Source organism: Chryseolinea soli, from assembly GCF_003589925.1.
Lineage (GTDB): Bacteria > Bacteroidota > Bacteroidia > Cytophagales > Cyclobacteriaceae > Chryseolinea > Chryseolinea soli.
Genome location: NZ_CP032382.1, coordinates 3503426 through 3528663 on the forward strand (window position 1 = coordinate 3503426; position 25238 = coordinate 3528663).

A 25238-nucleotide genomic window follows, 5' to 3' on the forward strand; every position below is an offset into this window, starting at 1 on the left:
CCTCGCCCCGGGATTGGGGCGCTCCATAAAAGTTATCGCGAAAGTCGTCAACGGCTTTCGCGATAATTTTTTTATGGGCAGCGGGGGATGCGTGGCAGCGTCAATGTGCACTGACTTGCTTACCTTTGCATCTCATGTAGCCTCCGGATCCGGCGATTTCTTTTTATGAAGCAAACTTCCCTGTCCTTGAAAACGCTCCTGAACAAAGTGGGGCTCGACGGTTTTTTATTGGCGCTCCTTTCCCTGATCCTGCTGGCCTATCTCTGGCCTGGCCCGGGACTGGTCACAGGACCGGCATCGTTGGGAAGTCTCGCCAATTATGGTTTGTCGGTCGTCTTCTTCTTTTATGGTTTGCGATTGAGTCCGAAGGAATTGCGCGAGGGTCTCTCCAACTGGCGGCTCCATCTGCTGGTTCAAGCGGCAACGTTTGTTTTATTTCCCTTGCTGCTATTGGGTGTGAGACCTTTGGTGCCGTCGCAGGCCGACATGCTTTGGTTGGGCACCTTCTACCTGGCGGCTTTGCCGTCTACGGTATCTTCTTCGGTGGTCATGGTGTCGATGGCGCGGGGAAACATACCGGCCGCCATTTTCAACGCCAGCATTTCCAGTCTGCTCGGGGTGTTCATCACGCCGTTGTGGATGGCGTTGTTTCTCTCTGCCGATGTGAGTGGTCTGGATACGAGTGGGATCATTCTCAAGCTGGCGTTGCAAGTGTTGGCGCCGGTGCTGGTGGGCATCTCGCTTCATTCGTATTTTGGCGACTGGGCGCTGAGACATAAAAAACAACTACGCTACTTCGATCAATCCGTGATCCTGACGATTGTGTATACTTCGTTTTGTCATTCTTTCGCCGGGCACGTGTTCGACCAGCTTAGCGCGATGCAGATTATTTTACTGGGTGGGTTACTGGCGTTGTTGTTTTTTACGGCATACTTCATCTTGTCGGCGGTGGCACGCATCGCCGGCTTGCAGCGCGAAGAGCGGGTGACGTTGTTGTTTTGCGGATCGAAGAAATCGATCGTTCATGGCACAGTCATGTCGAAGGTATTGTTTCAGCAGTCGTCTGTGGCCGGCATCATGTTGCTGCCGATCATGATGTATCACGCGTTGCAATTGCTTTTTGTCAGCCTCATTGCCCAGCGTATGGCCCGCGCGGTAGAAGCCTCGCCGCCACTTCAACGTGTTCCAACCGAATCCTAACGCATACTATTCATGAACCCTCCCGCAGAAAATGAAAAGCCCGTCTCTAAACAATCCTTACCCGGAACGGTAGATTTGCCGGTCATGCCCGCGGCGAAGATGCGGATCTGGAACATTCGCCGGGCCATCTCCATCAAAGGATCGATCCGTCTGGGCGTAGGCACCTTCTTCTTTACGCAAGGCCTCTGCTTTGCTTCCTGGGCGAGCCGCATTCCCGACATCAAGAACTTGTTAGGCCTCAGCGACGCGGGTTTAGGCAGTGTGTTGTTTGCACTTCCCGCCGGTTCCATCGCGGGCTTGCCTTTGTCGGGATGGGTGGTGGCGCGCTTGGGGAGCAAACGTGTGTTGCTGTTTGGCGCCATGCTCTATGTGCTGGCCCTGGTGTCGATCGGGTTAGTGAGTGCCACCTGGCACCTGGTGGCCGCGCTGTTTTGTTTTGGACTGACCGGCAACCTGGTGAACATCGCGGTGAACACGCAGGCGATTGGTGTGGAGAATATTTATAAGAAATCGATCATGGCATCGTTTCATGGTGCGTGGAGTCTTGCTGGACTTTCCGGTGCAGCGATTGGCACCGTGCTGAGGTATAACAGCGTGCCGCCGTTGTTTCACTTTTTAGATGTTGCTGTATTTTGCTACCTGGCCATCTTCATCGCGCATCGCTTCACGTTGCGCGGCAACATCAGCAGCGGCAGTCAACCCTTCTTTGCCAAACCCGACAATGCGCTGCTGGCCCTGGGCCTCATCGGCTTCTGCGGCATGGCCTGCGAAGGGGCGATGTTTGATTGGAGCGGCGTCTATTTTGAAAAAGTTGTGAACGCGCCTAAGGCCCTGATCACGGTAGGCTACGTGGCATTCATGAGCACCATGTCGGGCGGACGCTTTGTCGGCGATTGGTTGGCCAACACAATTGGCAAAAGGAAAATGCTACAGATGAGCGGGATTTTCATTTCCGTGGGATTGATGGTGTCGGTGATCTTTCCTTTTATCGTGCCGGTGACCATTGGATTTTTGCTGGTGGGCTTCGGAGTTTCTTCCGTAGTGCCCCTGGTGTACAGCGCTGCAGGGAAATCACCGACGCTGTCGCCAAACATGGCACTGGCGGCCGTGTCGACCATCAGCTTTTTAGGATTTCTTATTGGCCCGCCGTTAATCGGTTTCATCGCGGAAGCTGCAAGTCTGCGCTACTCTTTCGCCGTCATTGCCGCCCTCGGATTGGGTACGACTATTCTATCATCGAAGGCCAAACTCATTCAGTAGAAAAACTTTGCGCTTACTTTTGCGTCTCTGCGTCTTTGTGGTGGAAAATTTGAACCGCAAAGACGCAGAGGCGCAAAGAAAGACGCAGCGTATTAAGACGCCCTTTCAAGATTCGTTTTCAAATTGAAGAGGCTTTGCTCAAGATCTTTGCCAAGCATGCCGATGACGAATGGATTCATGGCATTCATGGGGAAAGCACTACGGCCATTCATTCCCCACTTCACAACCGTTTGACCGGCCTGTGCAGTCGTAGTAGTTAGAAATGCCGTGGCAACTCCCGCGAAGGGTTTCTCAAAACGAAGCTCGACGTCAACGCTCTCGCCGTCGCGCAGACGTTTAATTTCTTGCTCGCCTTTGCCGGCTTTCTTGTTGCCATCCCACGCATACACAAATCCAACAGTACCATCGGCGCCTTTGAAGTCCTTTTTCATGGCGGGATCGACCATGACCCATTTGTTATAGTGTTCTTGATTTTTCAGGAACTTCACGTAGTCGAAGACCTCTTGCTTGGTTTTGTTGATGGTGATCTGCCGTTCGATGGAATATTCTTTTTTTACGAACAGACCGAGGAGCAGGAAAAGGACCACCGGCACGGCGATGATGAGCAGGATGATGATGAGCGCGTTCATGTTTGTATTAATTAAGTTGGGGGTTTAGAAAGGTGATATGGGTTTCAGGAATGTGCAGCGTTTTTATATCGTCGACCAAATCTTCGATGCCACCGGTGAACAAGTGGCCGCCTTCTGCCAGCTCGCGTACTGCGGCCGTTGGCAGGCGGTCGGAAAAAAGAACCTGGTGGCTGACGGGCACTACTTCGTCGTCGCGGCTGTGGTAAAGGAAAATGTGTTCTACTTGTTGCAGGCGCTGGAAGAGGCAATCCTGCATGATAAAATCATCCACGGCCCAGGTGGTTGAGCTAAAAAATGGCGGGGCAACAAGGAACAGACCCGCGATATTTTTTTCAGGAACCTCTTCCGACAGAAATTTCATCAACACCGATCCACCCAGCGAATGGCCGACGAGGATAATGTTGTCGCCGACATAATGGAGCGCTTCCTGGAGGGTATGTTTCCATAACGCGTATTGGGGATTGTCGGGATCGGGCATCTGCGGGTACAACACGTCATAAGGAGCGCCCAATGCACCTTTCAAGTAGTCTACCAAGTCGCGGCTGCCGCAATTGGGTCCTTGGGTGCCGCCACAGTGGACGAATAGTACTTGCTTTTTCATCGGCTTTACTTTTCTTTTATAGACGCGTGTTGATGGAACAAACTTAGTTTCAGGACGCGGTAATGAGAGGGGGAGATTCCGAAAATAAAAGGGGTTGATTACGACATCATGTTTTTTTATCGTTGCTCTATGAAAAACGTAGCCATCTTAATTCCTTCCGGTGACATCAGCGTCAGCAACGTTGAAGGCACCCATCACATCCTGACCGAAGTGAACAAGGCGCTGGTCCGTGCAGGAAAACCCCGCTTGTTCGACATCCATCTTGTGGGCCCTCGCCGGGATTCGCGCATCAAGAACAATTTCTTCAGCATCCACGCCGATGTGCTCATCGAAGACGGCGTTCAGTTCGACCTCGTCATCATTCCGGCCATGCACGGCGAAATGCATCACTGTCTGTCGCTGAACCGGGACCTTGTGCCCTGGATCGTGAGCCAGCACGAAGGCGGTGCGGAAGTGGCCAGCCTGTGTACCGGCTCGTTTTTGCTGGCGTCAACAGGTTTGTTGACGGGTAAAAAATGTGCTACACACTGGGCGCACATCAACGAGTTCCGGAAAATGTTCCCCAACGCCCAGTTGGTCGACGATCGACTCCTCACCGAGCAAGATGGCATCTACACCAGCGGGTCCGCCTATTCTTATCTCAACCTCATCCTGTATCTCATCGAAAAATACACCGACCGCAGCATGGCCATCTTTTCCTCCAAGCTGTTTGCCATCGAGATCGACCGCAAAAGCCAGTCGCCCTTCATCATGTTCGAAGGCCAACGGGACCACGACGACGAGTCGATCAAAAAAGCGCAGGAGTTTATTGAAGCCAACTTCCGCGAACGCATCACGGTCGACCAATTGGCAGACATGCTGGCGGTAGGTCGCCGCAACCTGGAGCGACGATTCAAAAAGGCCACGTCAAACACGATCGTGGAGTACATCCAACGCGTGAAAGTAGAAGCCGCAAAGATCAGTCTTGAAAAATCACATGAGAATATCAACGAAGTGATGCTAAACGTCGGCTACACCGACATGAAAGCCTTCCGCACCACCTTCAAACGAATCGCCGGCCTGTCGCCCATGCAATACAGAAATAAATACAACCGGGCGGTGCTCGCCTGACGCGCTGTCGCCACCGCCCTTGTTGGCGTTCTTCACCAACAAGTTTCATTCAACGCCCAACACATTTCATCAAAGAATGCCCATCGCCCGCTTGTTGGTGTCCCACCAACAAGCCCCATTCAGCATCCAGCACTCTTGATTAAATGCCACGCATCATCCTTCGAGCCCCTTACTTTTTCTTAAACCCATCATCATTGATCTCAATCCAATGCCCATCCGGATCCTGAAAATAAATTTGTTTCACCCCATCGACGCGGAGCGTAAACGTTTTGGGCTCTCCCTTCCAATTGGAATAGAACACATTATTTTTTTCAAGCCGCGTAATGAAGTCCTCCACCGAAGGCACGCTGAAGCATAAATGATCATTCTTGTCGCGTGGAATATCGTTGGGTGCTCCTTCAATGAGGTGGAGACGGCTGGTGGAGCTGAGGTCGAACCAGGTGTGTTTGCCATCTTTGAAAGGCTCGTCGGCTTTCTTGAAGCGAAGAATGGTTTCGTAAAATTGGGTGCTTTTCTTCAGGTCGTGCACATACATAGCCATGTGATTCAACATGATGCTGTCTTTCTTCGGGGCCTGGGCTTTCAAGGTGATGCTGAGAAGGCATCCGAAAATAAAAATCAAAAGAGATCGCTTCATAAAAGTACGGTTTAGCAGAGCGGTGTGTGGAGAGCCCGCTCCGGGGAATAACAATACTATCGCGTAAAATCTTGGTGAACAAACGTTTTGGCGCTTTTTTCCTTCCCGGTCCGGATAAAAGTTTTGAGTGGAAAAATACCGGTAGCGACGGGCTCGCCAAATTATTTGCTCAAGCGACCGGCATCACCTTTTGACCTTGTTTCAACAGTGCCAGGATGTCTTCGTACGTGCCGGAAAAAGGTCCTGACGATTCGATCTTCAGACTGGCCATGGCGGCTGCAAATTCCCCGGCTTCCTGGAAGCCTGCGCCGTGATGGCGTTGGTAGAGATAACCGGCCATATACGTGTCGCCACAACCCGTGGCATCGGTGACGGCCGCCGGCACATAGGCGGGAATATCATAGAAGATCCCTTCGCTGTAGATGATGGAACCTTTGCTGCCCAGGGTGATGAGCACTTCTTGAACCCCCCAATCGTTGAGCATGCGTGCACCGGTTCGGGGATCGGTTTGCTTGGTCAAAGCTTCCATTTCGTGCTCGTTGGCTTTCAGGATATGAATGTGGCGGAGTGCGGCGTGCTTGTCGGCCCAATCGATGGGCAGCACTTGTTGGTTCTCGACTTTTCGAAGGAATCCCTGCACATCGAGGGAGACTTTGGCGCGGGCGGCCAGGGACTGGATAAGTTCCAGCGGCATGTCGTGAGCCAGCAAGGGGCCAAGGTGAAACACGGTCGCCTGCACATCGGCCAGTTGTTCCACCGTGAAGGGATCGGCAATCTGCAAGACCCTTTGGGTGCGATGATCAAGATTACCGGAGTAAATGTTTTCGAAGTATACGGTATGTGTGCTGGGGAGCACTTGCACGTCGATTCCTTTTTCGCGAAGGGCCAGGGCAAAGCGTATTTCATCCTGCCCCAACGCCGTGACCAGGCCATAGGAAAGATCCATGTTGCGGATGGCATTGGAAAAATAGAAGGAGGTGCCTCCCGCCATGTGTACTTCTTTTTTGGTGGTCACCACCTTGTCGTGTGTAAGGTGACCGATGCAGCAGATGTCGAACATAAAATGACTTTTAGCCAGAGCTTCCCGGCAAACGCGGCAAAAATAAGAAAGATTCCCGAAGGGAGGGGCCAGGGAGGGTGATTGTCCCGAATGCCCCTCTTGTTGTCGCGATCCCTATCACCATCCGTGCGCTGAAATACGCAACTTTGAGGCGTTTCAAACCTTTGTTATCATGGAAAAAGAAAAATATGGCTATATGAGCATCCTGGAAGCGAGCGAAAAGATCAGGCAGGGAATGGTCACACCGGTTGCATTGGTAAGCGAATGTCTGGCGCGTATAGCGCAGTTGAACCCAGCGTTAAATGCCTTTATCACCGTGCTGTCAGAAGAAGCTTTGAAGCAGGCTGCCGTGGCGGAAGCGGAAATCAAAAAAGGACAATGGCGGGGGCCGCTGCATGGCATTCCCGTAGCCGTAAAAGACTTTTACGATACGACGGGCATTCGTACGACGGCCGGATTTGTTCACTTCAAAGACCGTGTGCCGGCGAAGGATGCTGTGATGGTGGAAAAATTAAAAGCGGCCGGCGCTATCCTGGTGGGCAAAACCAACATGCACGAATTGGGGATGGGCACAACGTCTGTGATAAGCTATTTTGGCAGCGTCCACAATCCGTGGAACGGGGCGTATGTGGCCGGCGGTTCTTCGGGTGGTTCGGCCGCGGCTGTCGCTGCCGGGTTGTGTTATGCCACCGTCGATACAGATGCTGTGGGATCGTGCCGTTTGCCGGCTTCGTGCTGTGGTGTCACGGGCTTTAAAGCAACCTACGGATTGCTGAGTGGCCAGGGCATCCTGGCCGGTGAACGCACGGACGACACCATCCTAAAGCTAGCCCATGTGGGAATAACCACACGTTGGGTGACGGATACGGCCATCCTGCTGAATGCGCTGGCCGACCATCCTAATCCCAAGCGTGAATACAAAGATGATTACCGTTTGGCTTTTGCTTCCGGAAAAAAATACAGGATGGGGGTGGTCCGTAATTTCGAAAGCACCGCCGATGTCCGTGACCTGTTTTACGCGACGGTGGAAGGACTGAAGGAATCGAAACACATTTTCACAGAAACCGATGTGCCCTTTGCCTCGGCTGTTTTTGACATCCGCACGATCGATGCTGATCGCGAAAAAATCAATGCCACACTTTTTAAAGAGATAGACCTCTTACTTTTACCCACCACTACAGATTTGACACCAACGATTGACGTCGCGCAAAAGTTAGGTCCTCAAGCGGTGTCGCCCAACAATACTTTTTTTGCAAACTACTTTGGCCTGCCGGCGATCAGCATACCGTGTGGCATGGATAAAAACAATATGCCCTTGGGACTTCAGTTGGTGGGCAGGGCAGGCGATGAAGGTGCCGTGCTCGATGCAGCAAAAGATTTTCAGGAGAAATTGCCGGTGATGCACCCCTCATAGACATCGACTTAAAAGATCACGTTCATTTACATTTGCCTTCCTTCCAATGAAGCACGCCGGAACGTGTGGCCAGGCACTCGTTACCATAGGTGACGTTGTTGCATCCACACACCGGTGCGTACAGCGTCATGCAGGTGCCGTTCAAATCGATTTTGGCTGGATCGATACAACCATCGTTGTCTGTTTGCACCACGGAGGAGGAAGAGCAAACCGATAAGGTAAACGACACAAATAAGACCAACACCACAGTGAGGAGGCTAGTCCAGGAGGCGGGTTTTGTTTTTTGCATAGATGAAAATTATAGGACAGTATTCAATTTTGATTACAAGAGAGGCAACGGGTGAAGACGATCCTTGCGGGTTTACTTCAACGGCTTGAAAATTTCCCAATGATGGCCAAAGGGATCGACTACCCGTCCGAGCCTGTAGCCATAACTCTGGTCGGCCACGGGGTAAACTTCTCGGGCGCCGGCATGAACGGCTTGGCGCGCAACCGCGTCGGGATCTTCTACCTGTAACCCCATGCGAATGGTCGTGCCTCCCAACGTCTCGGGGCTGTAGTTGCCATAGGTCGGTGCTTCGTCGGCCACAATAAAATGACAGTCACCAATAGCGATCTCAGCTACAGCCTCGCCGTCGGGACTCACATTTCGCATAAGTTCTACGGCGTTAAAAGCATGTTTGTAAAAATCGACTGCACCCAGGCAATTTCTGACAGAAAGCGTGGGAAGAAAGGTGATGCGGGAGGTGCTCATAGGGAAGGGATGATGGTGGTGGAGATGGAAGTTACGGATTATTTCTCAACGGTGCGTTTGGTTTAGGGTGGTCAACATAGCAACGCGTGCCCCATGCTGTTGTTATGCAAAGGCGCAATTTTTTTCATGGGATGTAGTCGTTCCCCTTAAAGACGGGACATGATCGGACAACAATCATCTTGATGTTGCCGTCTTGGTTACTCGTTTTCACCCACGCTGCGGGATGGTCAATACAAGATCAAAAAAATTGAGCGCATAAATTTTTCCCGCTTCTGATGGTAGATCGTATTCGAATTTTTCCTTTATGGTTATCGTCTTATACACCCTTTGGAAAATATATCGGCGAGCTCAAAGAACGCTGGAATAGGATGGAAGGAAGAATTTTTTTTGCGCTCAGGAGATTACGTCGTCGAAAGTCTTGGGATAGTTTTCGGCGTAGAGATTTTTATACTCTTTCACAAAATGGTCGTACCACGTGCGGGCCAGCGAGTATTTTCCTTTCTTGTTGAGCACCGAGCACTTGATCACCAAGGCCTCCTGGTTGATGGTGTCGTAGTTGAAAATGGCATCGGCAATATCCAGCAGGAGCTTGTCGTCTTTATAGGAATCGAGTTTTGCCGAGTACGCCAACAGCGCGTCGATGACCTTGTTGGAGATGTCTGACTTGAAATTATCGAGCCACCCCGTTTGCAGGTTGGGAAGCAGGCTGCCGCGCTTTACGTATTTTAAGAGCAACTCTATTTTTTGATTCTCGGGAACTGCACTGCTGTCGGCATTTAGAATTTTGAAGACGGCCTGGTAGTCGCAGAACACTTCCAAGCCGATGTCGAGGCGGAGGTAGGAATTGTTGTTTTCGATGGTGATGTTGCCGATCTCCTCCAGTAACGTGCGCAGCTTTTTGATGTTTACGTTCCGGTTGTTGCGCGCACTCACTTCGTCTTTGTCGGGCCACAAATATTCCTGCAGCTCGGTGGTGGAGATGCCTTTTTCATTTTTGACCGAATGCAAAAGGATGAGCGCGAACAACTCCTTTAGCGTCATGGTGAATTTGCCCGTGATGTCGTGACCCGTCTTGTCGAAGACCTGGAACCCGCCAAAAAGATTGATGGTTGCCACGGGTTTTTCTTCGTGCAGATTTTTCAAGAAGTCGATGTCATGCCCGGCATCGTGGGTGTGGACGTTAGCTTGTACCGCGGGCGTTTTCGATTTTTTCCGAAGTAAAACAAAGAGCACGACCGCACCGATACCAAACACGAGCACAACGTAGTATCCAGCGGCAGATGCGGTTGCGGGTTGTTGGAGAACATCCTGGGTGCGCAGCGGCGGATAGTTGATCGTGTAAACGTCCACTTTGTACTGGCCTTTTTCTTTGTGTGCCGTCACGGCCACGAGCTCGTTGGTGGCGCGCGAAAGAAAGAGATCGCAGAACGAGTGCTCGTCGTGGAAACGGAAGGGAATGGAGTCGGCCAGCACTTCGGTTTCGGGTGCTCGCAGGGCATAGCGGCGCAGCTTGATGTGGCTTTCGTATTTATTCTTTGGGAAGCTGAGCACATAAAAGCAGCTGTCGGCTTCGTTGATGACCAGCGAATTGGAGAACACGAGGTCTTCCGCGCTGTGCCCCTCCGGGAACTCCCACAGTTTTTTCACACGGTGATCGTTCATGTCGAACGTATAGAGGTCGTAGAAGCTTTGGGGCGACAATTCTTGTTTGCCGCTTTGACTTCCATAGCCTCCAAAGAGCAGCACCTTGTCGCCCTTCGCCGTTACGCCGGATGCGCCGAGGTAGCGGGGTGGGATGGTGCCGTTGGTTTTTAGATTGATCCATTTTCCCGCAACCGTGTCGTATTGCCAAAAAACATTTTTGTAAGAAAAGAATCCATAGCCCCCAAACGAATAGAGCATGCCGTTGGCGGCGTTGTAGAATTTATTGTTGTGCCAGTAGCTTGGTTCGTGATAGGCTGTATCGCGATTTGTCCAGGTATGGCGCTCAGGGTTGTAGCGGGCGAGCGTGTTGGTGAAGACGTCATAGTTGATCAACGTATGATTCTGTTCGACATACAACAACTGGTTGGCATCGGTGTGAACCACGTTGCCCACCGTATTTTTTTCGAATTGTATTTCGCCGTGTTGCAGGTTCCAGGTGTAGACACCATTCACGTCGGCGGCGTATAAAATACCCTCCTTACCGTTGAAGGCTACGCCGGGATATTTGCCAATGACAAAATTCTTCCGGTGCACCCATTTGATGTGGCGGTCGATCAGCCACGTGGGGTTCTTTACGAGGGCCACGCGCTCTTTTTGGCTGTCATACACTTCGTTGACGGCATGGCGTTTCAGCTCCCATTGCGCTGCCACCTTGTCGCTGTCGCGGAGGACAACGTCTTTGATGCTCATGGGGGGCACATCGGCGGTGTTGAACCGGCCAAAGTCGTTGGCGCCAAAAAAGAAGCGGAAGGTCTTGAGTTGGGCTACAGGAAAAGATTGCGTTTTTTTTACGCCGTTCCAGGTCACGGTGATCTGGTTGGTTTGGGGTGAGAAGGCAATCCGCACGGGCGTCCACGTGCCGGGTTGGAGTTTCACGTCCAGGAATTCGTACTGGATGTCGGTTTGTTTGTTGTTCACGATGATGCCCATGTCGTGGAACTCGCTGTGTTCGGGGCTGGACAAGAGGTCGATGTTCACCGAGTCGTTGGCGATGATGCGCACCACATAGCCATAGGCATTGGTGAGGCGGTGAAAGGAAAGCTGGAAGGTGAGCTCGAAGCCGTTGTCAAACGCGAACGGGTCCTCGGGGGTGAGGTTAAGGGATGTGCGCTGATCCTTGATCACTTCGTGCGACGCAAAGGACAATCCGTAGTCGGGAACGGTCGATACTTTTTGCGCAAAGAGACCAGTAACGAAGAAGAGGAGGGGGAGTACGCGAAGAAAAGTTCGAGTTAAAGAAAGCATCGCAACCTGTATTTCTCCATCACTGTTTTAAAAACGAATTTAGTCAAAAAAATCCTCATTACGCGATAAAAAAACGTTTGAACGGCGTCTTTAATCCGATATTAATTCGATTTTAAGAGGGCACTCCTACTTTCACGGCGATCCAAAATAAAAGACGCATGGCCCTGAGAGTGTTGTTTTCTTTTTTGACGTTGGCTGCCCTCGTGGCCCTGCCCCAACATCCCGCGAAAGCGCAACAGAAAAAGCCGCAAGGCAAAATCGCGCTCGTCAACCCTTTCATTGGTACCGGTGGCCACGGCCACACATTTCCCGGCGCCGTTGTCCCTTTTGGTATGGTGCAGCTGAGTCCCGACACGCGCTTGAATGGCTGGGACGCCTGCGCCGGTTACCACGCGTCTGATCCGGTCATCCTCGGATTTTCGCATACCCACCTGAGCGGCACCGGCATTGGCGATTACGGCGACATTTTATTTATGCCCGTAGCCGGACAACCCTGGCTAAACCAAGGCACGGCCGACAACCCGGAGAGCGGCTATTGCTCCCGTAAGGTGGAGGGGTCGGAGGCGGCCACGCCAGGTTATTACCGTGTCACCCTCAAAGACGACAACATCACCGCCGAGCTCACCGCTACCACGCGCGCCGGCATGCACCAGTATACGTATCCTGCAGGGACCAACCCAGGCCTGATCATCGATGTGGGCCACACCTTGCAAAGCCATCAAAACGCGGAGAATCTCATCGAAATCGTGAACGACCACGAAATACGGGGCCACAAGTTCACCCGCGGATGGGCCCGCGAACATCATGTTTACTTTCACGCGGTGTTCTCGCAACCCTTCACCTACCGGCTGGCGTCCGGCGATGCCTATGCCACCTCATCCCAATCCAGCATAAATGCCGCAGGCGCCAAAGCCGTCTTGAAATTTGAAAACCTGAAAGATCGTCAATTGCAGGTACGTGTTGGCATCTCGGCGGTGGACATGGAAGGCGCCCGCAACAACGTGATGAACGAAATTCCGGACTGGAACTTTGCGAAGGTAAAAGATAACGCCGCAGCCGCCTGGACCGAATGGCTGAACAAAGTTGATCTGCAAGGCGGCACGCCCGACCAGCAGACCATTTTCTACACGGCCTTGTACCACTCCGCCATCAGCCCCAACCTGTACACGGATTGGGATGGACGATACCGGGGCCTGGACAAGAAAATCCACACGGCCGAAAAAGGATCGGAGAGTTATACCGTGTTTTCGCTATGGGACACCTTCCGCGCCTTTCACCCGTTGATGACCATCATCAACCCCTCGCGCAACGAAGCTTGGGTGAGGACGCTCATCACAAAATATGAACAAGACGGCGTGCTGCCCATGTGGGAACTGGCCGCCAACGAAACGGGCACTATGATCGGCTACCACTCCGCGTCGGTCATTGCCGATGCCTATGTGAAAGGCAATCGCAACTTCAATGTGCAGAAAGCCTACGAAGGTTTGTTGCGTGCACCGCACTTCGACACCGTGTCCGTCCATTTTCCCGATGCCGAAATAAAAAACAATGTGATGCCCGTGGGCAAGTACTACAACGAGACGTTGGGTTTTATTCCGTGCGACAAAGACAATGAGTCGGTGAGCAAAGCGCTGGAGTATGCCTATGACGATTGGTGCATTGCGCAAATGGCGAAAGGCCTGGGCAAAACCAAGGACTATGAAAAATTTATGGAGCGATCGCGGCGCTACGCAAAATATTTTGACAAACGCGTCGGCTTCATGCGGGGCGTGAATGCCGATGGTTCGTGGAAGACACCGTTCAACCCGCGTTTCTCGAATCACCGCCGCGACGAATATGTGGAGGGGAACTCCTGGCAGTGGTCGTGGTTTGTACCCCACGACATCGATGGCCTCATGGCGCTGCACGGCGGCCGGAAGCCGTTCATTCAAAAACTCGACAGTTTGTTTTCCGTGCAATCGGATATCGAGGGCAACAATTCTTCGGCCGACATTACGGGTTTGGTTGGGCAGTATGCGCATGGCAACGAGCCCAGTCACCACATTGCCTATCTCTATAATTATGTAGGCCAGCCTTGGAAGACCCAGGAGCTTGCCGATAAAATCCTGAACACGCTTTATTTCAACGACGCCAATGGTTTATCCGGGAACGAAGACTGTGGACAGATGTCGGCATGGTATATTCTGAGCAGCCTGGGAATTTACCAGGTGAGCCCGGGTGATCCAACGTACACCTTGGGCCGTCCCCTGTTCAGCGAAGCAAAGGTGCATCTCGAAAATGGGAAGACCTTTGTGGTGAAAGCGCAGAACAACAGTGTGGTTAATAAATACGTCACCAAAGTGAGCTTGAACGGGACGCCGCTCAAAACCCCGTTCATCACACACGAGGATATTTTAAAGGGAGGCACGTTGGAATTTGTCATGTCGGCGCATCCCACCATCACGCCCTGATTTTTTTAACAACTTAACCGAAAAAGAAATACACCGAAATATTATGCGACAAGAGGAGCTTGCCAAGCTGGAGAAGGAAGACCTGGTGATGTTGTTGACCCAGACCCACGACAAGATGAAAAAGAAAAACACCCAACTGCGCAAAACTCAAGAGAAGCTAAGTCTGGCCAAAAGCCGGATCCGTAAAATGAAGGACATTATCAGCTACCAACGGAAACGGATATTGGATGGTGTTTCAACACAGGAGACTGCGTAATACGATGGAGTGATCGCCCGTTTTTGCCGTTAACATAAATTCAGTTCATTCATTCAAGGCGTTATATCCACTTTTATTCCATGATCGCGCGTGTCTACATTTTAATGATTGGAATGCTGTCGACGCTGCTTTCCGTTTCGTTTACCTGCGCCCAGCCCAGCCGTAAGGTCAGCATCGCTTGCATTGGCGCTAGCATCACGTATGGCGCCGGTCTTGAGGATCGCGAAAAGCAATCCTATCCCGCGCAACTTCAAAACCTGTTGGGTGACCATTATACCGTGACCAATTATGGTGTGAACAGCACTACGCTCCTACGGCAGGGCGATCATCCTTATTGGAGCACAAAAGCATACGCGTCAGCACTGGCCAGCAATCCCGACATCGTGTTCATCGACTTAGGTGGAAACGACAGTAAGCTGGTGAATCGCGTAAACGCCGGTGCGCTGGAACAGGATGGCCGGGACCTCATTCAATCCTTTCGACAGCTTCCCTCGCACCCGCGCGTTATTTTGCTGTTACCGATCGTCTCGTTTGTGACGGACACGATGGAAATCTGGGATGCCGCCATCGTGAAAACCATCATCCCGCATTTGCGCAACGTTGCGTTCGATGCGGGCTGCGAGGTATTGGATATGCATCCGTTATTATTGAACCAATCCGCGTACATGCCGGATAAAATACATCCCGACGCCGTGGGGGCGTTGATGATGGCAAAACGGCTTCACGCTTTTCTCACCCAAGACTATGACGAGCGTTTCGATATTTTCAAAACGCTAAAACCCGAAAACCTTCAATCGTTTTATGGTTATGCGTGTTCGGAATTCACAATGGAAGGGCATCCCTGCAAGATCGTCCAGCCTAAACGCGCTGCGAAGCATCATCCGTGGATTTGGCGCGCGCGCTTTTGGGGTCACGAACCGCAAACGGACATTGCTTTGCTGGAGCGAGGATTTCACGTGGTCTACTGTGATGTAGCCGAATTGTTCGGCAACGCCGAAGCTGTGCAGCGCTGGAATACATTTTACGAGACGCTCACAAAGAACGGACTCTTTCGCAAAGTAGCGCTGGAAGGCATGAGCCGAGGCGCGGTGTACTGCTATAACTGGGCCGCCGCAAATCCGGACAAAGTAGTATGTGTTTATGTGGACAATCCGGTGCTGGACCTGAAGAGTTGGCCGGGCAGTCAGCGAACCAAAACCGAGCGACCGGAGTGGGAGATGTTCAAAAAAGATTTTGGGCTGGTTTCGGATGAGGCGGCGCTGGCGTTTCAAGGAAGCCCCATCGACAAGGTAGCGCTGATCGTAAACGGACATTATCCGCTGTTGCACGTTTGCGGTGATGCGGACCGCGATGTACCCATGATCGAAAACACGACCCCTTTCGAACAAAAGGTAAAGGCGCTTCATGGCGATATCACGGTGATCCACAAACCAGGCTTCGCACATCATCCGCACAGCCTTCCGGATCCAAGCCCCATCGTCGATTTTATTATGACGGCGTGGAATACGTACCGGTAGCCTGTTCACCTCATCCTAATCCAACGCCCTGCTTTTTCTAAAGCCATGTCAAAAGGATCGTCGCGGATCAAATTTTACAATTGCGGTTCAATCGTATGGATAGCGCTTGATTTTTTTTCATCTGTAAAAGCAAAAACCTTCAAAAAAATCGCTGTTAATAGGTTTTTAAGAGATAATTAATTCCCCCCGGATAGATTTGATTCATCGTAAACGATTGAATTGCCCATCGCAAACGATGATTATACCAACCCATGTTCCACTTAACTAACTATCCAAAACGATGATCAAAATCTACACGTTTTTGGCGCTCTTCGTTGGCACAAGTACCCTTCTGCAAGCCGGCAACGCCGGCCGGAAGGATGCTTTGAACGAAGATCGCAACGCGGGGCGGATCGCAAACGCGACTGCTCTTGACACTACGATTCCCCCCGATGAGGAGCCATTGGCCGCTGCACTGACGGCGCAGGCTGTGCAGGGGGTGATAACTTCTGAAAGCGGGGACCCCATGCCCGGCGTGAATGTGATTGAAAAAGGAACTTCCAATGGTACGACTACTGATGTGGAAGGAAAGTATGCGCTCAATGTGTCCGGACCGGATGCCGTATTGTTATTTACATTCATCGGGTATTCATCCCAGGAAGTGCGCGTTGGAACGCAATCGGCCATAAGCCTTTCACTTTCGCCCGATGTTTCCACTTTGCAAGAAGTGGTCGTTGTGGGTTATGGTACACAACAAAAGCGCGACGTTACCGGCGCTACCTCCACGGTTAAATCAGACGAAATTGTGAAACGCCCGATCATGCGCGTGGAGCAAGCCTTGCAGGGCACTACACCCGGGGTGGTCGTGAGCAGCAACAGCGGACAGCCCGGCGTTCCTTTGAGTGTGCGCATCCGCGGTTCGAATTCGATCAGCGGATCCAACGATCCTCTATACGTGATCGACGGCTATATCGGCGGCAACATCGAATCGATCAACCCGAATGATATAGAGTCATTGGAGATCCTGAAAGATGCGTCGGCCACGGCCATCTATGGTTCGCGCGGGTCGAACGGGGTGGTGATCATTACCACCAAAACCGGCAAAGAAGGAGCACCCCGACTCAACTTTAGCACGTGGTTCAGCAAGGCCATGATCGGCAAACAGCTGGATCTCATGAACGCCTACGATTTTGCCAAGACGGTAAACCTCCAACAATCGCAAATCGGCCAGGGTGCAGCATTCAGCGACGCACAACTGCAGGCGCTGAAAGAAAATGGTGGAACCGATTGGCAGAAAGAACTCCAGCAAAAACCCTGGATCCAAAATTACCAGCTCGATTTGAATGGAGGAACGTCGGCGGTGCATTACTATTTCTCATTCAACCACCTCAACCAACCGGGTCTCATTGTGAACCAGTACTACAAGCGTACCACGTTCCGTACCAACGTGGATGTGAAGGTGAACGACCGGCTGGACCTCAAATTCAAGATCACGGCGCTGCTTCCGCAAAGCCGCAACACAAAATACCAGGGCGATCTCACCGATCCATTCTCGCAAGCCAACATCTGGGACCCTACATCGCCCATCCGCAACCCGGCAACCGGCGAGTATGTGAACAACTCGTCTTATGGCTCCACAGGTTTCAACCCCATCGCGCAAGCGCGGAGTCAACAGGAAGATGTGTCGACCACCAACGTGACCGGTATGGCTACGTTGTCGTACAAAATCTTTAAAGACCTGACGTTTACGTCAAACAACAGTTATGAAATACAGTCGCAGTTCTCCGACGCCTTGCGTGGTCCGGGCACAGATCCTACGTCTGCTTTTTATGCCTCGACCTCGGCCAGCCGCTACAGGGCCTATCAGAACAGTAACTTCCTGACGTATAATCACAGTTTCGGAGAACATTCACTGACCGTAACGGCGCTGTATGAACAACAGAACCACTTGAACCGGAACCTGGATGGACGCTCATCGAAGTTGTCGAGCTATGCGCTTGGTTATTATGGACTGAGTCTTGGTCAGACACAACAGATCAACACCGGCTACTGGAACGACGCGTTGCAATCGTACATGGGTCGCGTGAACTATGCGTTCCGTCAGAAATATCTTTTGACGGCCAGTGTGCGTACAGATGGTTCGTCGCATTTGGTACAAAAGTATAGCACGTTTCCCTCCGTGGCCGTGGGGTGGAACATTTCCCGTGAGTCGTTTATGCAATCCTCCAAGCTGTTTGCTGATTTGAAATTGCGTGCCAGCTATGGTAAGACCGGCAACCAGGCCGTGCCTCCCTATTCTTCCATCGCCCAGATCACGACAGGTGGTCCGCACCCTTCCTACTATTTTGACGGCAACACACCCAGTGTATCCACACCGTTGGGCGCCCCGGTTTCAACGACTTTGAAATGGGAGACCTCTGCCCAATATGATATCGGTTTGGACGCATCGTTCCTGGAAGGCCGCTTGACGCTGACCGTGGATGCGTATAAGAAGAAAATCTCCGACTTGTTGTATAATTACCAGGCACCCTTCTACATGGGCGGTGGCTACTACCAGCGCAACATCGGAACGGTGGAAAACAAAGGTCTCGAATTCGCGCTGCGCGGAACGCCTGTGAACACGGGCAAATTGAAATGGAACAGCTTCTTCACACTCTCCTTTAACCGCAACAAGGTGCTTGACCTGGGTGGATTGGACAACGTGCAAGTGGGTAACATCGGCTCGGCACAAGACGGCGCCTCGCTGTTACGTGTAGGAAGACCGTTGGGTGAGTTCTACGGATACGAGTTCCTGGGAACCTGGAAAAGCAGCGAAGCCGACGAAGCAGCCAAATTTGGATTGTTGCCCGGCGCCGCTAAATACACCGACGTCAATGGCGACCATGCTTACAACTCGGCCGATCTGAAGCCCATCGGAAACGGTACGCCGAAGTATTCCTTTGGTTTTATTAACGACGTGACCTATGGCAACTTCACCTTCAGCTTTATGTTCCAGGGTACGCATGGCAACCAGATCTATTCGCAAACCATGGCTTACCTGTGGGGCGGACAAGGACAAGCCAAAAATGCTACAACCAGCGATGCGATGAACATGTGGTCGCCTACGAACGAGACCGACAATCCCTCGTTTGGTGGCAATGGCAAGAACTTCATCAACAGCAGCCGCTACGTGTATAACGGCAGCTACATCAAGTTGAAGAACATTTCGATATCGTATCACATACCGACGGATCTGCTCGACAAAGTGAAGATGAAGAACCTGGAAGTGTATGTGAGCAGCCAGAACCTCTTCACGATCACAAAGTTCCCAGGCTATGATCCCGAAATCAACAACGCTCAGAACGCGGTAACACAAGGCCTCGAAATGGGTGTGATCCCCAACCCGAGAACGTACACCATCGGTTTGAGAGCCGGCTTCTAACCATCACAAACATTTTTTAAAAACGTAACTATGAACAAGAAATATTTCATACCCTTCGCCTACGTCGGGCTGCTGGCCCTGGCAAGTTGCCAGGACCTGAGCGAAGACCCGAAAGCGAATCTTACGCCTCAGACTTATTTTAAAACGCAATCCGATCTCGATGCGGCCGTGTCCGCGATCTACGTACAGTTCGCCATCGACGGCGCTTATGGATTCACCAGCCGCATGACCTCATACTTCGGTGCAGACGATTTGACTACGGATCCCGCCCTGAATAAAGCCGACTTTCGTGACTTCGACCGTCTTGCCGGAGGCAGTGGAAACAGCAGCATGGTGGCCGAGTGGTCGGGTCCTTGGCAAGGCATTTACCAAGCCAACAACGTACTCACGAACTATGCGAAAGTAGAATCCTCCGAAGACGCAAAGAACGCGTCTGCAGGGCAAGCATACTTTCTAAGAGCATGGGGCTATTACAACCTCGTGCGCACGTTTGGTCCCGTGCCGCTCATCACTGGCCCGATCGACGTGAATGCACGTCCCGACCGTGCGCCGGTTGCCGACATCTATGCATCCATCATCAGCGATCTGGAAGCCGCAAAATCTTTGTTGCCGGTGAAGTTCGATGGTGCTCCGGGTAAAGCCAACCAGATGGCTGCACGCGCGCTGCTGGCTGACGTGTATCTTACGATGGCCGGCTGGCCGCTGAACCAAACCAGCAACTATGCACTGGCTGTACAAGAAGCGCAAGGCGTGATGGACGGCACCTACACGTTGCTGGATGACTACGCCACGGTATTCTCCACCAACAATCACTCGGAGTCGATCTTTGCCTTGCAGTACAACGTGGCTGGTGGAACACCCCAACGCAGCTTCGGTTCTTCGTCTGTTCCCCTGGAGGAAGTAGCATTGAATGGTTCCAGCGGATGGGATGATTACTATCCTGAGATCAACTTCTATCTGAACGCACCGAAGTGTGAACGCACCGATGAAACGTTTTACACCACGATCAAATTGCGCCAAGCCGATAATGTAACGTATAAACTGGTGAACTGGGATGCTGAGGAAACCCACGCCCGTCACCCGTATTTCAAAAAGTTCCGTGCAGGCCTTAACGGCGATGGCGTATCCGAGACTGCTAACTCCATCATCACCATGAACCCCAGCACCAACAAAGCGCTCGACATCATCCGCTATCCCATGGTATTGCTGGATTTTGCCGAAGCCAAGGCCATGTCTACCGGCCCCGACCAGGCGGCCTACGATGCCATCAACGCCGTGCGCCACCGCGCAGGTCTGAAGGATCTCACCACCGGATTGTCCGCTACCGCGTTTCGTGATTCTGTGGTCTACGAACGCGCCTACGAATTTGCCGGAGAGTTCGGTATCCGCTGGTTCGACATCGTGCGACTGCAATTGCTGCCACAAGTTATTGCCGCCCGGAGCGACAAAGAAAATGCGATCAACACCTCGGGCAACCTAAACGACAAATATCTCGCACCGATCCCTCAGAATGAGATGTACAGAAATCCACTCTGGCAACAGAATGATGGGTATTGATTTTTGTTTGGAATTCGTTAAACCATGCCTTCGGGTGTGGTTTAACTTTTTAATGCGGGGTTGGGCTGGGCAAGGGTTCCCCAGCTTCCCCCTGCATTTTGTTAGTGCGTGCTGTTCCGCGCCGCGGAGCGTTCGTACGGATCTATTTCGTTCGCAGCGGCGCGGCTGGAGATAGTTGGTGTAGCAAAGCTGTCCTAGACGGACAGCTTTGCTACACCAACCATCTTTTAAGGGCAAGCATCCGCGTAGCGGATGCTTGCTTTTGCGGTTCGAAAGCCAACAAGAACATGCGCAGCATATTCTTGCATCTTAAATCTTTTTGCTGATCAGGCACCCTGCTGGTGCCTGATCAGCAAAAAGATTTTCTAAGGCGCCTACGCACGATCTAGAGGTGATCACGTTCTTTCGCGCCTTCGATACACACTTCCTACAGAGCACCTCCCACACAAAACTCACACCCACACCTATTGCGCGACCCGCACACAAATCTCACTATAACATCAGCACAAAATGAAACGACAAATACTTTTTCTAATATTCCTTGCGACAGCACCTTTTGCTTTTGGCCAATCCAAACACAATCCCAAAACTTTATATCCCACTTACAACGGCCTGGTCATGGCCGGCTACCAAGGATGGTTTCGGGCGGCCGGCGACGGCAGCCAAGCCCGGCACTATGCCTACGGCGACGAGAGCCGTTCGAGCATCGACGCATGGCCCGACGTTTCGGAATATGAAAAAACTTACGAAACCCCCTTCAAGCTTCCGAACGGATCAAAAGCAAAGTTCTTCAGCTCGGTGGATAAAAGCACGGTGGATCTGCATTTCAAATGGATGCAACAATACGGCGTAGACGGCGTGTTCATGCAACGCTTCTTTGACGACACCCGCGATAATAACCGGAAAAAAGAATCGTCTGCTATTCTGACGAACGCTATGGAGGCGGCGACGAAATATAAGCGTGCCATCGCCGTCATGTACGATCTCTCGGGATTGAAAGGATCGGGAGAAGATTGCTCCTCTATTATCGAGGATTGGAAATATTTGGTGGATCAGCTTCGCGTTACCAGTCAGAAAGAAAACAATACGTATCTGCATCACAACGGCAAGCCGCTGGTGGTGATCTGGGGCGTGGGCTTTCCCGACCGGCCGTATAACATCCGGAACATCGGGTTGGAGCGTCTGATGAACTTTTTAAAGAATGACCCCGTCTATGGCAATTGTTCTGTGATGCTGGGCGTGCCCACGGCATGGCGCGAATTGAATGCCGATTGTTTGCCCGATCCCTATCTGCACGATCTCATCCGGGCCGCTGACTTAGTGTTGCCCTGGACCGTGCAGCGCTTCTCTCCGTTGCTGCACAATGACATGGATCGTTACCGTGACCTGATGCTAGCCGATATGAAATGGTGTGAAGACAATCGCGTCGGCTACGTGCCCTGTGTATACCCGGGTTTTAGCTGGCACAATCTCAGTGTGCATGCTTTCCCCGACGACATCAAGCCGGTGGCTTCCATTCCGCGTCAGGGAGGAAGGTTCTATTGGCAACTGATCTCCACCGCCCTGAACACCGGCGCGAAGATGCTGTATGTGGCCATGTTCGACGAAGTAAACGAGGGCACTGCTATTTTCAAGGTGACCGATACCCCACCCGTGGGGGGTGCGACGCAATTCATGGACCTGGATCACAAACCCTCCGACCATTATCTCTGGCTCACCGGCGAGGCAGCGAAAATGTTGAGGGGCGAAAAGCCGCTCACTTTTACACTACCGGAACGGAAATGAAGGAGCACCTTCGTACTTTACCCTGAAGAATCCTTTTTATGACACAGCCCCGCACCAATGACCAACCCAAAGCATCACCCCCGGGTCCGGGGAGGGTGCTGGCGTTTAAGGTGATCGGCGTGTTGTTGCCGTTTGCGTTCTTAGTATTGGTTGAGGTTTTATTGCGGGTGTTTCACTACGGATACGCCACGGATCTTTTTATAGCGTATTCGGGAAACAAGGATCTCCTGGTCATGAACCCGGATGCCTCCAAGAAATATTTCACGAATGCCTCGGCGGCGACCGTGGGAAACGTGGAGTTTTTCAGAAAGGTGAAAAATAAAAACACGTTGCGCATTTTTGTACTGGGCGAGTCTACCACGCTGGGCTACCCGTATTTTCACAACGGCTCGTTTCACCGCTGGCTGCAGTATCGCCTGCAGCATACTTTCCCGGAACGCGACTTTGAGATCATCAACCTGGCGCTGACGGCCGTCAATTCCTATACGGTGATGGGCTTTGCCAAGGAGGTGGTGAACTATTCGCCGGATGCTGTTTTTATTTATACGGGTCACAACGAATACTACGGCACACTAGGTGTGGCGTCGACAGATCGGATAGGAGGGAGTCGGTTTGTCGTGAAGACCATGCTCTTGTTGCGCGAATTGAAAATTGTGCAAGGCATGACGCGGATGTATGAGAAACTTTTTGGACCCTCATCCCAAACCAGCGGGGGCACCCGCATGAAAAGGATGGTGGCCGATGAGCAGATCCCCTTTGGATCGGAGCGCTACCGTCGGGGGATGGAGCAGTTCAAGGCCAATCTGGACGAGACCCTGGATGTTTTCCAACAGCACAACATTCCGGTTTTTGTCAGCACGCTGGTGAGCAATGAAAGAGACTTGAAGCCCTTTGTCAGTTTTCGGGTGGACAGCGTAAAGCACCCCGGTTTCCGGGAAAGGTTTGCTTTTGCTATAAGGGCTCTTCGAGACAACGATCTTTCGCAGGCGTATCGTTATTTAAAGGAAGCGGATTCCATCTATGACGGCCATGCGCTGAGTCAATATTACCTGGGGAAGCTGGCGTACCGGTATGGAGACTATGAAAAAGCAAAGCGCGCTTTCCAAAGAGCAAAAGACTTTGACGGCCTTCGCTTCCGCGCCCCGGAAGAAGCGAATGATATCATCCGGCAGACGTGTAAGCAACATCGCAGCGCCTATGTTGTGGACGCAAAAGCTTTTTTCGAAAGGGCGTCGTCACACGGGGTGACGGGCGATGCGCTGATCCTCGAGCACGTCCATCCCAACCTGACGGGCTATGGCTTGTTATCGGACGCGTTTTACGAGGCCTTAAAAAAGGAGAATCTTATCGCAACGGATGCACAAAAAGAAATGACCGTAGAGCAGCTGCTGCGGGTAATGCCGATCACGAAGGTGGATTCCCTTGCGGGTCTGTATAAGATAGATCGTCTAAAAAGAAGCTGGCCTTTCCGCGAAGCCCTTCGCCGCGATTCCGTGAAAGTGGAGACCTACGAAGAAATGCTGGCGTTGAAACTGGCCAACCGACAAGTGACTTGGCAAGCGGCCAACGACAGCCTGTACGTGTACTATTTGGCAAAACGCGACTTCCGCGCGGCAAAGACCGTGATGGAAACCCTGGCGCTCGAATATCCGGACGACGCGGCGTTCTATGAGAAGGCGGCGATGTTGAGTGGCGAGATAAACGAATTGTCCGATGCACTCGTATATTTCCAGAATGCCTTTCGCCGCGCACCCACAACCGAGAAAGCGAGATACCTTTTTGTTCTTTACCTGAAACAAGACCGGCCAGCCGATGCCATACCGTATTTGGACTATGCCATCGCTCACAGCCCTTCACGCGCTGCGCTGCTGCCGGTGAAAACTTATGCGGAAAAAATAGTCAAGCTTCAGACTATTCAGAAAAAAGATACCGCCAACGTGATGCTTTTGAATGAGATTGCGCAAGCCTATTATCGTATGGACAACCGGGATGCAACAGAAAAGTACATTGGTAAAATATTTAAACTCGATGCACGCAATGCCACCGCGCTGGCATTGCAGGCAAAGCTTGGTCACAAGTAAAACGAAACGGGAAGCATGAAGTCATTCGTTACATCGGTTACGCGAAAGCAATGTTTGGAATTCGGGCAGGTGGCTGTGCTGATCGCGTTGCTGGCTGCCCTTTATTTTAGAGATGACCACGGGTTCCTCTTGGCGGCTTTGTTTTTGACATTGGTTACGATCGTGGTTCCCACGGTATTTTATCCATTTGCCGTGGTGTGGTTCGCGCTGGCAAAACTATTGGCAGCAGTAGTGCCGCCGGTGGTGCTTGGCATTTTGTTTTTTGTGATGGTGACGCCCCTCGGTTTCGTGCGGCGGATGTTGGGACGCGATACTTTGCGGCTTCGTCAATTCAAAAAGGGAAGATCGTCGGTGATGAACGACCGTGACCATGTCTATACAGCGGATGACCTGAAAGATACATTTTGAATACTTAAAATTTAAAGCCATCGAATTTCTAAAAGAACTCCTGCGCTTTCTACGCACCCGGAAAAAGTTCTGGCTGCTGCCGCTTATTGTGGTGCTGTTGCTTTTCGCGGTGCTCATCGCGCTGACCAGCGCCTCGGCCTTGGCACCTTTCATCTACGCTTTGTTCTAAT

The 25238-nt window shown here is 51.9% G+C and carries 20 protein-coding genes; 13 read left to right on the forward strand and 7 right to left on the reverse strand.

Features of this window, described 5'->3' with window-relative positions:
- The first annotated feature begins 186 nt into the window (after nt 1-186).
- Both D4L85_RS15085 and D4L85_RS15090 read left to right on the forward strand, forming a co-directional pair.
- Nucleotides 187-1200, forward strand: a complete 1014-nt coding sequence (locus tag D4L85_RS15085; protein WP_228450905.1) for a bile acid:sodium symporter family protein — start codon at nt 187-189, stop codon at nt 1198-1200.
- 12 nt (nt 1201-1212) lie between these two features.
- On the forward strand, nt 1213-2460 hold the full coding sequence (locus D4L85_RS15090) for an MFS transporter (protein ID WP_228450906.1): 1248 nt from the start codon (nt 1213-1215) through the stop codon (nt 2458-2460).
- A gap of 92 nt (nt 2461-2552) precedes the next feature.
- Here D4L85_RS15090 and D4L85_RS15095 read toward each other — a convergent pair whose 3' ends face one another.
- Entirely contained in the window at nt 2553-3089 is a 537-nt protein-coding gene (locus D4L85_RS15095) for an SRPBCC family protein (protein WP_119755071.1), read from the reverse strand.
- 7 nt (nt 3090-3096) lie between these two features.
- Nucleotides 3097-3690 (reverse strand): alpha/beta fold hydrolase, encoded by a 594-nt coding sequence (locus D4L85_RS15100; RefSeq protein ID WP_119755072.1) that lies wholly within the window; start codon nt 3688-3690, stop codon nt 3097-3099.
- Nucleotides 3691-3819: 129 nt separating this feature from the next.
- Here D4L85_RS15100 and D4L85_RS15105 point away from each other — a divergent pair, with 129 nt between their 5' ends.
- Nucleotides 3820-4800 (forward strand): GlxA family transcriptional regulator, encoded by a 981-nt coding sequence (locus D4L85_RS15105; protein ID WP_119755073.1) that lies wholly within the window; start codon nt 3820-3822, stop codon nt 4798-4800.
- Nucleotides 4801-4969: 169 nt separating this feature from the next.
- Here D4L85_RS15105 and D4L85_RS15110 read toward each other — a convergent pair whose 3' ends face one another.
- Nucleotides 4970-5437 carry a VOC family protein gene (locus tag D4L85_RS15110; RefSeq protein WP_228450907.1) on the reverse strand — a complete coding sequence of 156 codons (468 nt, stop codon included), beginning with the start codon at nt 5435-5437 and terminating at the stop codon, nt 4970-4972.
- A 169-nt stretch (nt 5438-5606) separates the two neighbouring features.
- Nucleotides 5607-6497, reverse strand: coding sequence for a PfkB family carbohydrate kinase (locus D4L85_RS15115; protein WP_119755074.1), 891 nt, complete (start codon nt 6495-6497; stop codon nt 5607-5609).
- Nucleotides 6498-6669: 172 nt separating this feature from the next.
- Here D4L85_RS15115 and D4L85_RS15120 point away from each other — a divergent pair, with 172 nt between their 5' ends.
- Nucleotides 6670-7911 (forward strand): amidase, encoded by a 1242-nt coding sequence (locus tag D4L85_RS15120; protein WP_119755075.1) that lies wholly within the window; start codon nt 6670-6672, stop codon nt 7909-7911.
- A gap of 22 nt (nt 7912-7933) precedes the next feature.
- Here D4L85_RS15120 and D4L85_RS15125 read toward each other — a convergent pair whose 3' ends face one another.
- From D4L85_RS15125 to D4L85_RS15135, 3 genes are all read right to left on the reverse strand, one after another.
- Complete coding sequence (locus tag D4L85_RS15125; RefSeq protein ID WP_119755076.1) at nt 7934-8200, reverse strand: Kazal-type serine protease inhibitor family protein; 267 nt, start codon at nt 8198-8200, stop codon at nt 7934-7936.
- A 72-nt stretch (nt 8201-8272) separates the two neighbouring features.
- Nucleotides 8273-8665, reverse strand: a complete 393-nt coding sequence (locus tag D4L85_RS15130; protein ID WP_119755077.1) for a VOC family protein — start codon at nt 8663-8665, stop codon at nt 8273-8275.
- A 393-nt stretch (nt 8666-9058) separates the two neighbouring features.
- Nucleotides 9059-11614, reverse strand: a complete 2556-nt coding sequence (locus tag D4L85_RS15135; protein WP_160143747.1) for a Kelch repeat-containing protein — start codon at nt 11612-11614, stop codon at nt 9059-9061.
- A gap of 158 nt (nt 11615-11772) precedes the next feature.
- Between D4L85_RS15135 and D4L85_RS15140 the strand changes: the two genes are divergently transcribed.
- The 9 genes from D4L85_RS15140 (at nt 11773) to D4L85_RS34925 (ending at nt 25237) form a co-directional block, all read left to right on the forward strand.
- Nucleotides 11773-14064, forward strand: coding sequence for a GH92 family glycosyl hydrolase (locus tag D4L85_RS15140; protein WP_119755079.1), 2292 nt, complete (start codon nt 11773-11775; stop codon nt 14062-14064).
- 43 nt (nt 14065-14107) lie between these two features.
- The gene (locus D4L85_RS15145; RefSeq protein ID WP_119755080.1) at nt 14108-14320 is read left to right on the forward strand and encodes a hypothetical protein; all 213 of its coding nucleotides are present in this window, start codon (nt 14108-14110) and stop codon (nt 14318-14320) included.
- 80 nt (nt 14321-14400) lie between these two features.
- Nucleotides 14401-15837 (forward strand): GDSL-type esterase/lipase family protein, encoded by a 1437-nt coding sequence (locus D4L85_RS15150; RefSeq protein WP_228450908.1) that lies wholly within the window; start codon nt 14401-14403, stop codon nt 15835-15837.
- A 280-nt stretch (nt 15838-16117) separates the two neighbouring features.
- A complete protein-coding gene (locus D4L85_RS15155) occupies nt 16118-19237 on the forward strand; it encodes a SusC/RagA family TonB-linked outer membrane protein (RefSeq protein WP_119755081.1) in 3120 nt (1039 codons plus the stop codon).
- Nucleotides 19238-19267: 30 nt separating this feature from the next.
- The gene (locus D4L85_RS15160; RefSeq protein WP_119755082.1) at nt 19268-20794 is read left to right on the forward strand and encodes a RagB/SusD family nutrient uptake outer membrane protein; all 1527 of its coding nucleotides are present in this window, start codon (nt 19268-19270) and stop codon (nt 20792-20794) included.
- Nucleotides 20795-21304: 510 nt separating this feature from the next.
- A complete protein-coding gene (locus D4L85_RS15165; protein WP_119755083.1) occupies nt 21305-22579 on the forward strand; it encodes a glycoside hydrolase family 99 protein in 1275 nt (424 codons plus the stop codon).
- 38 nt (nt 22580-22617) lie between these two features.
- Nucleotides 22618-24660, forward strand: a complete 2043-nt coding sequence (locus D4L85_RS15170) for an SGNH/GDSL hydrolase family protein (protein WP_119755084.1) — start codon at nt 22618-22620, stop codon at nt 24658-24660.
- A 15-nt stretch (nt 24661-24675) separates the two neighbouring features.
- The gene (locus D4L85_RS15175; protein ID WP_160143748.1) at nt 24676-25068 is read left to right on the forward strand and encodes a hypothetical protein; all 393 of its coding nucleotides are present in this window, start codon (nt 24676-24678) and stop codon (nt 25066-25068) included.
- 76 nt (nt 25069-25144) lie between these two features.
- Nucleotides 25145-25237, forward strand: a complete 93-nt coding sequence (locus D4L85_RS34925) for a DUF5989 family protein (RefSeq protein ID WP_236849113.1) — start codon at nt 25145-25147, stop codon at nt 25235-25237.
- Nucleotide 25238: the final 1 nt, after the last annotated feature.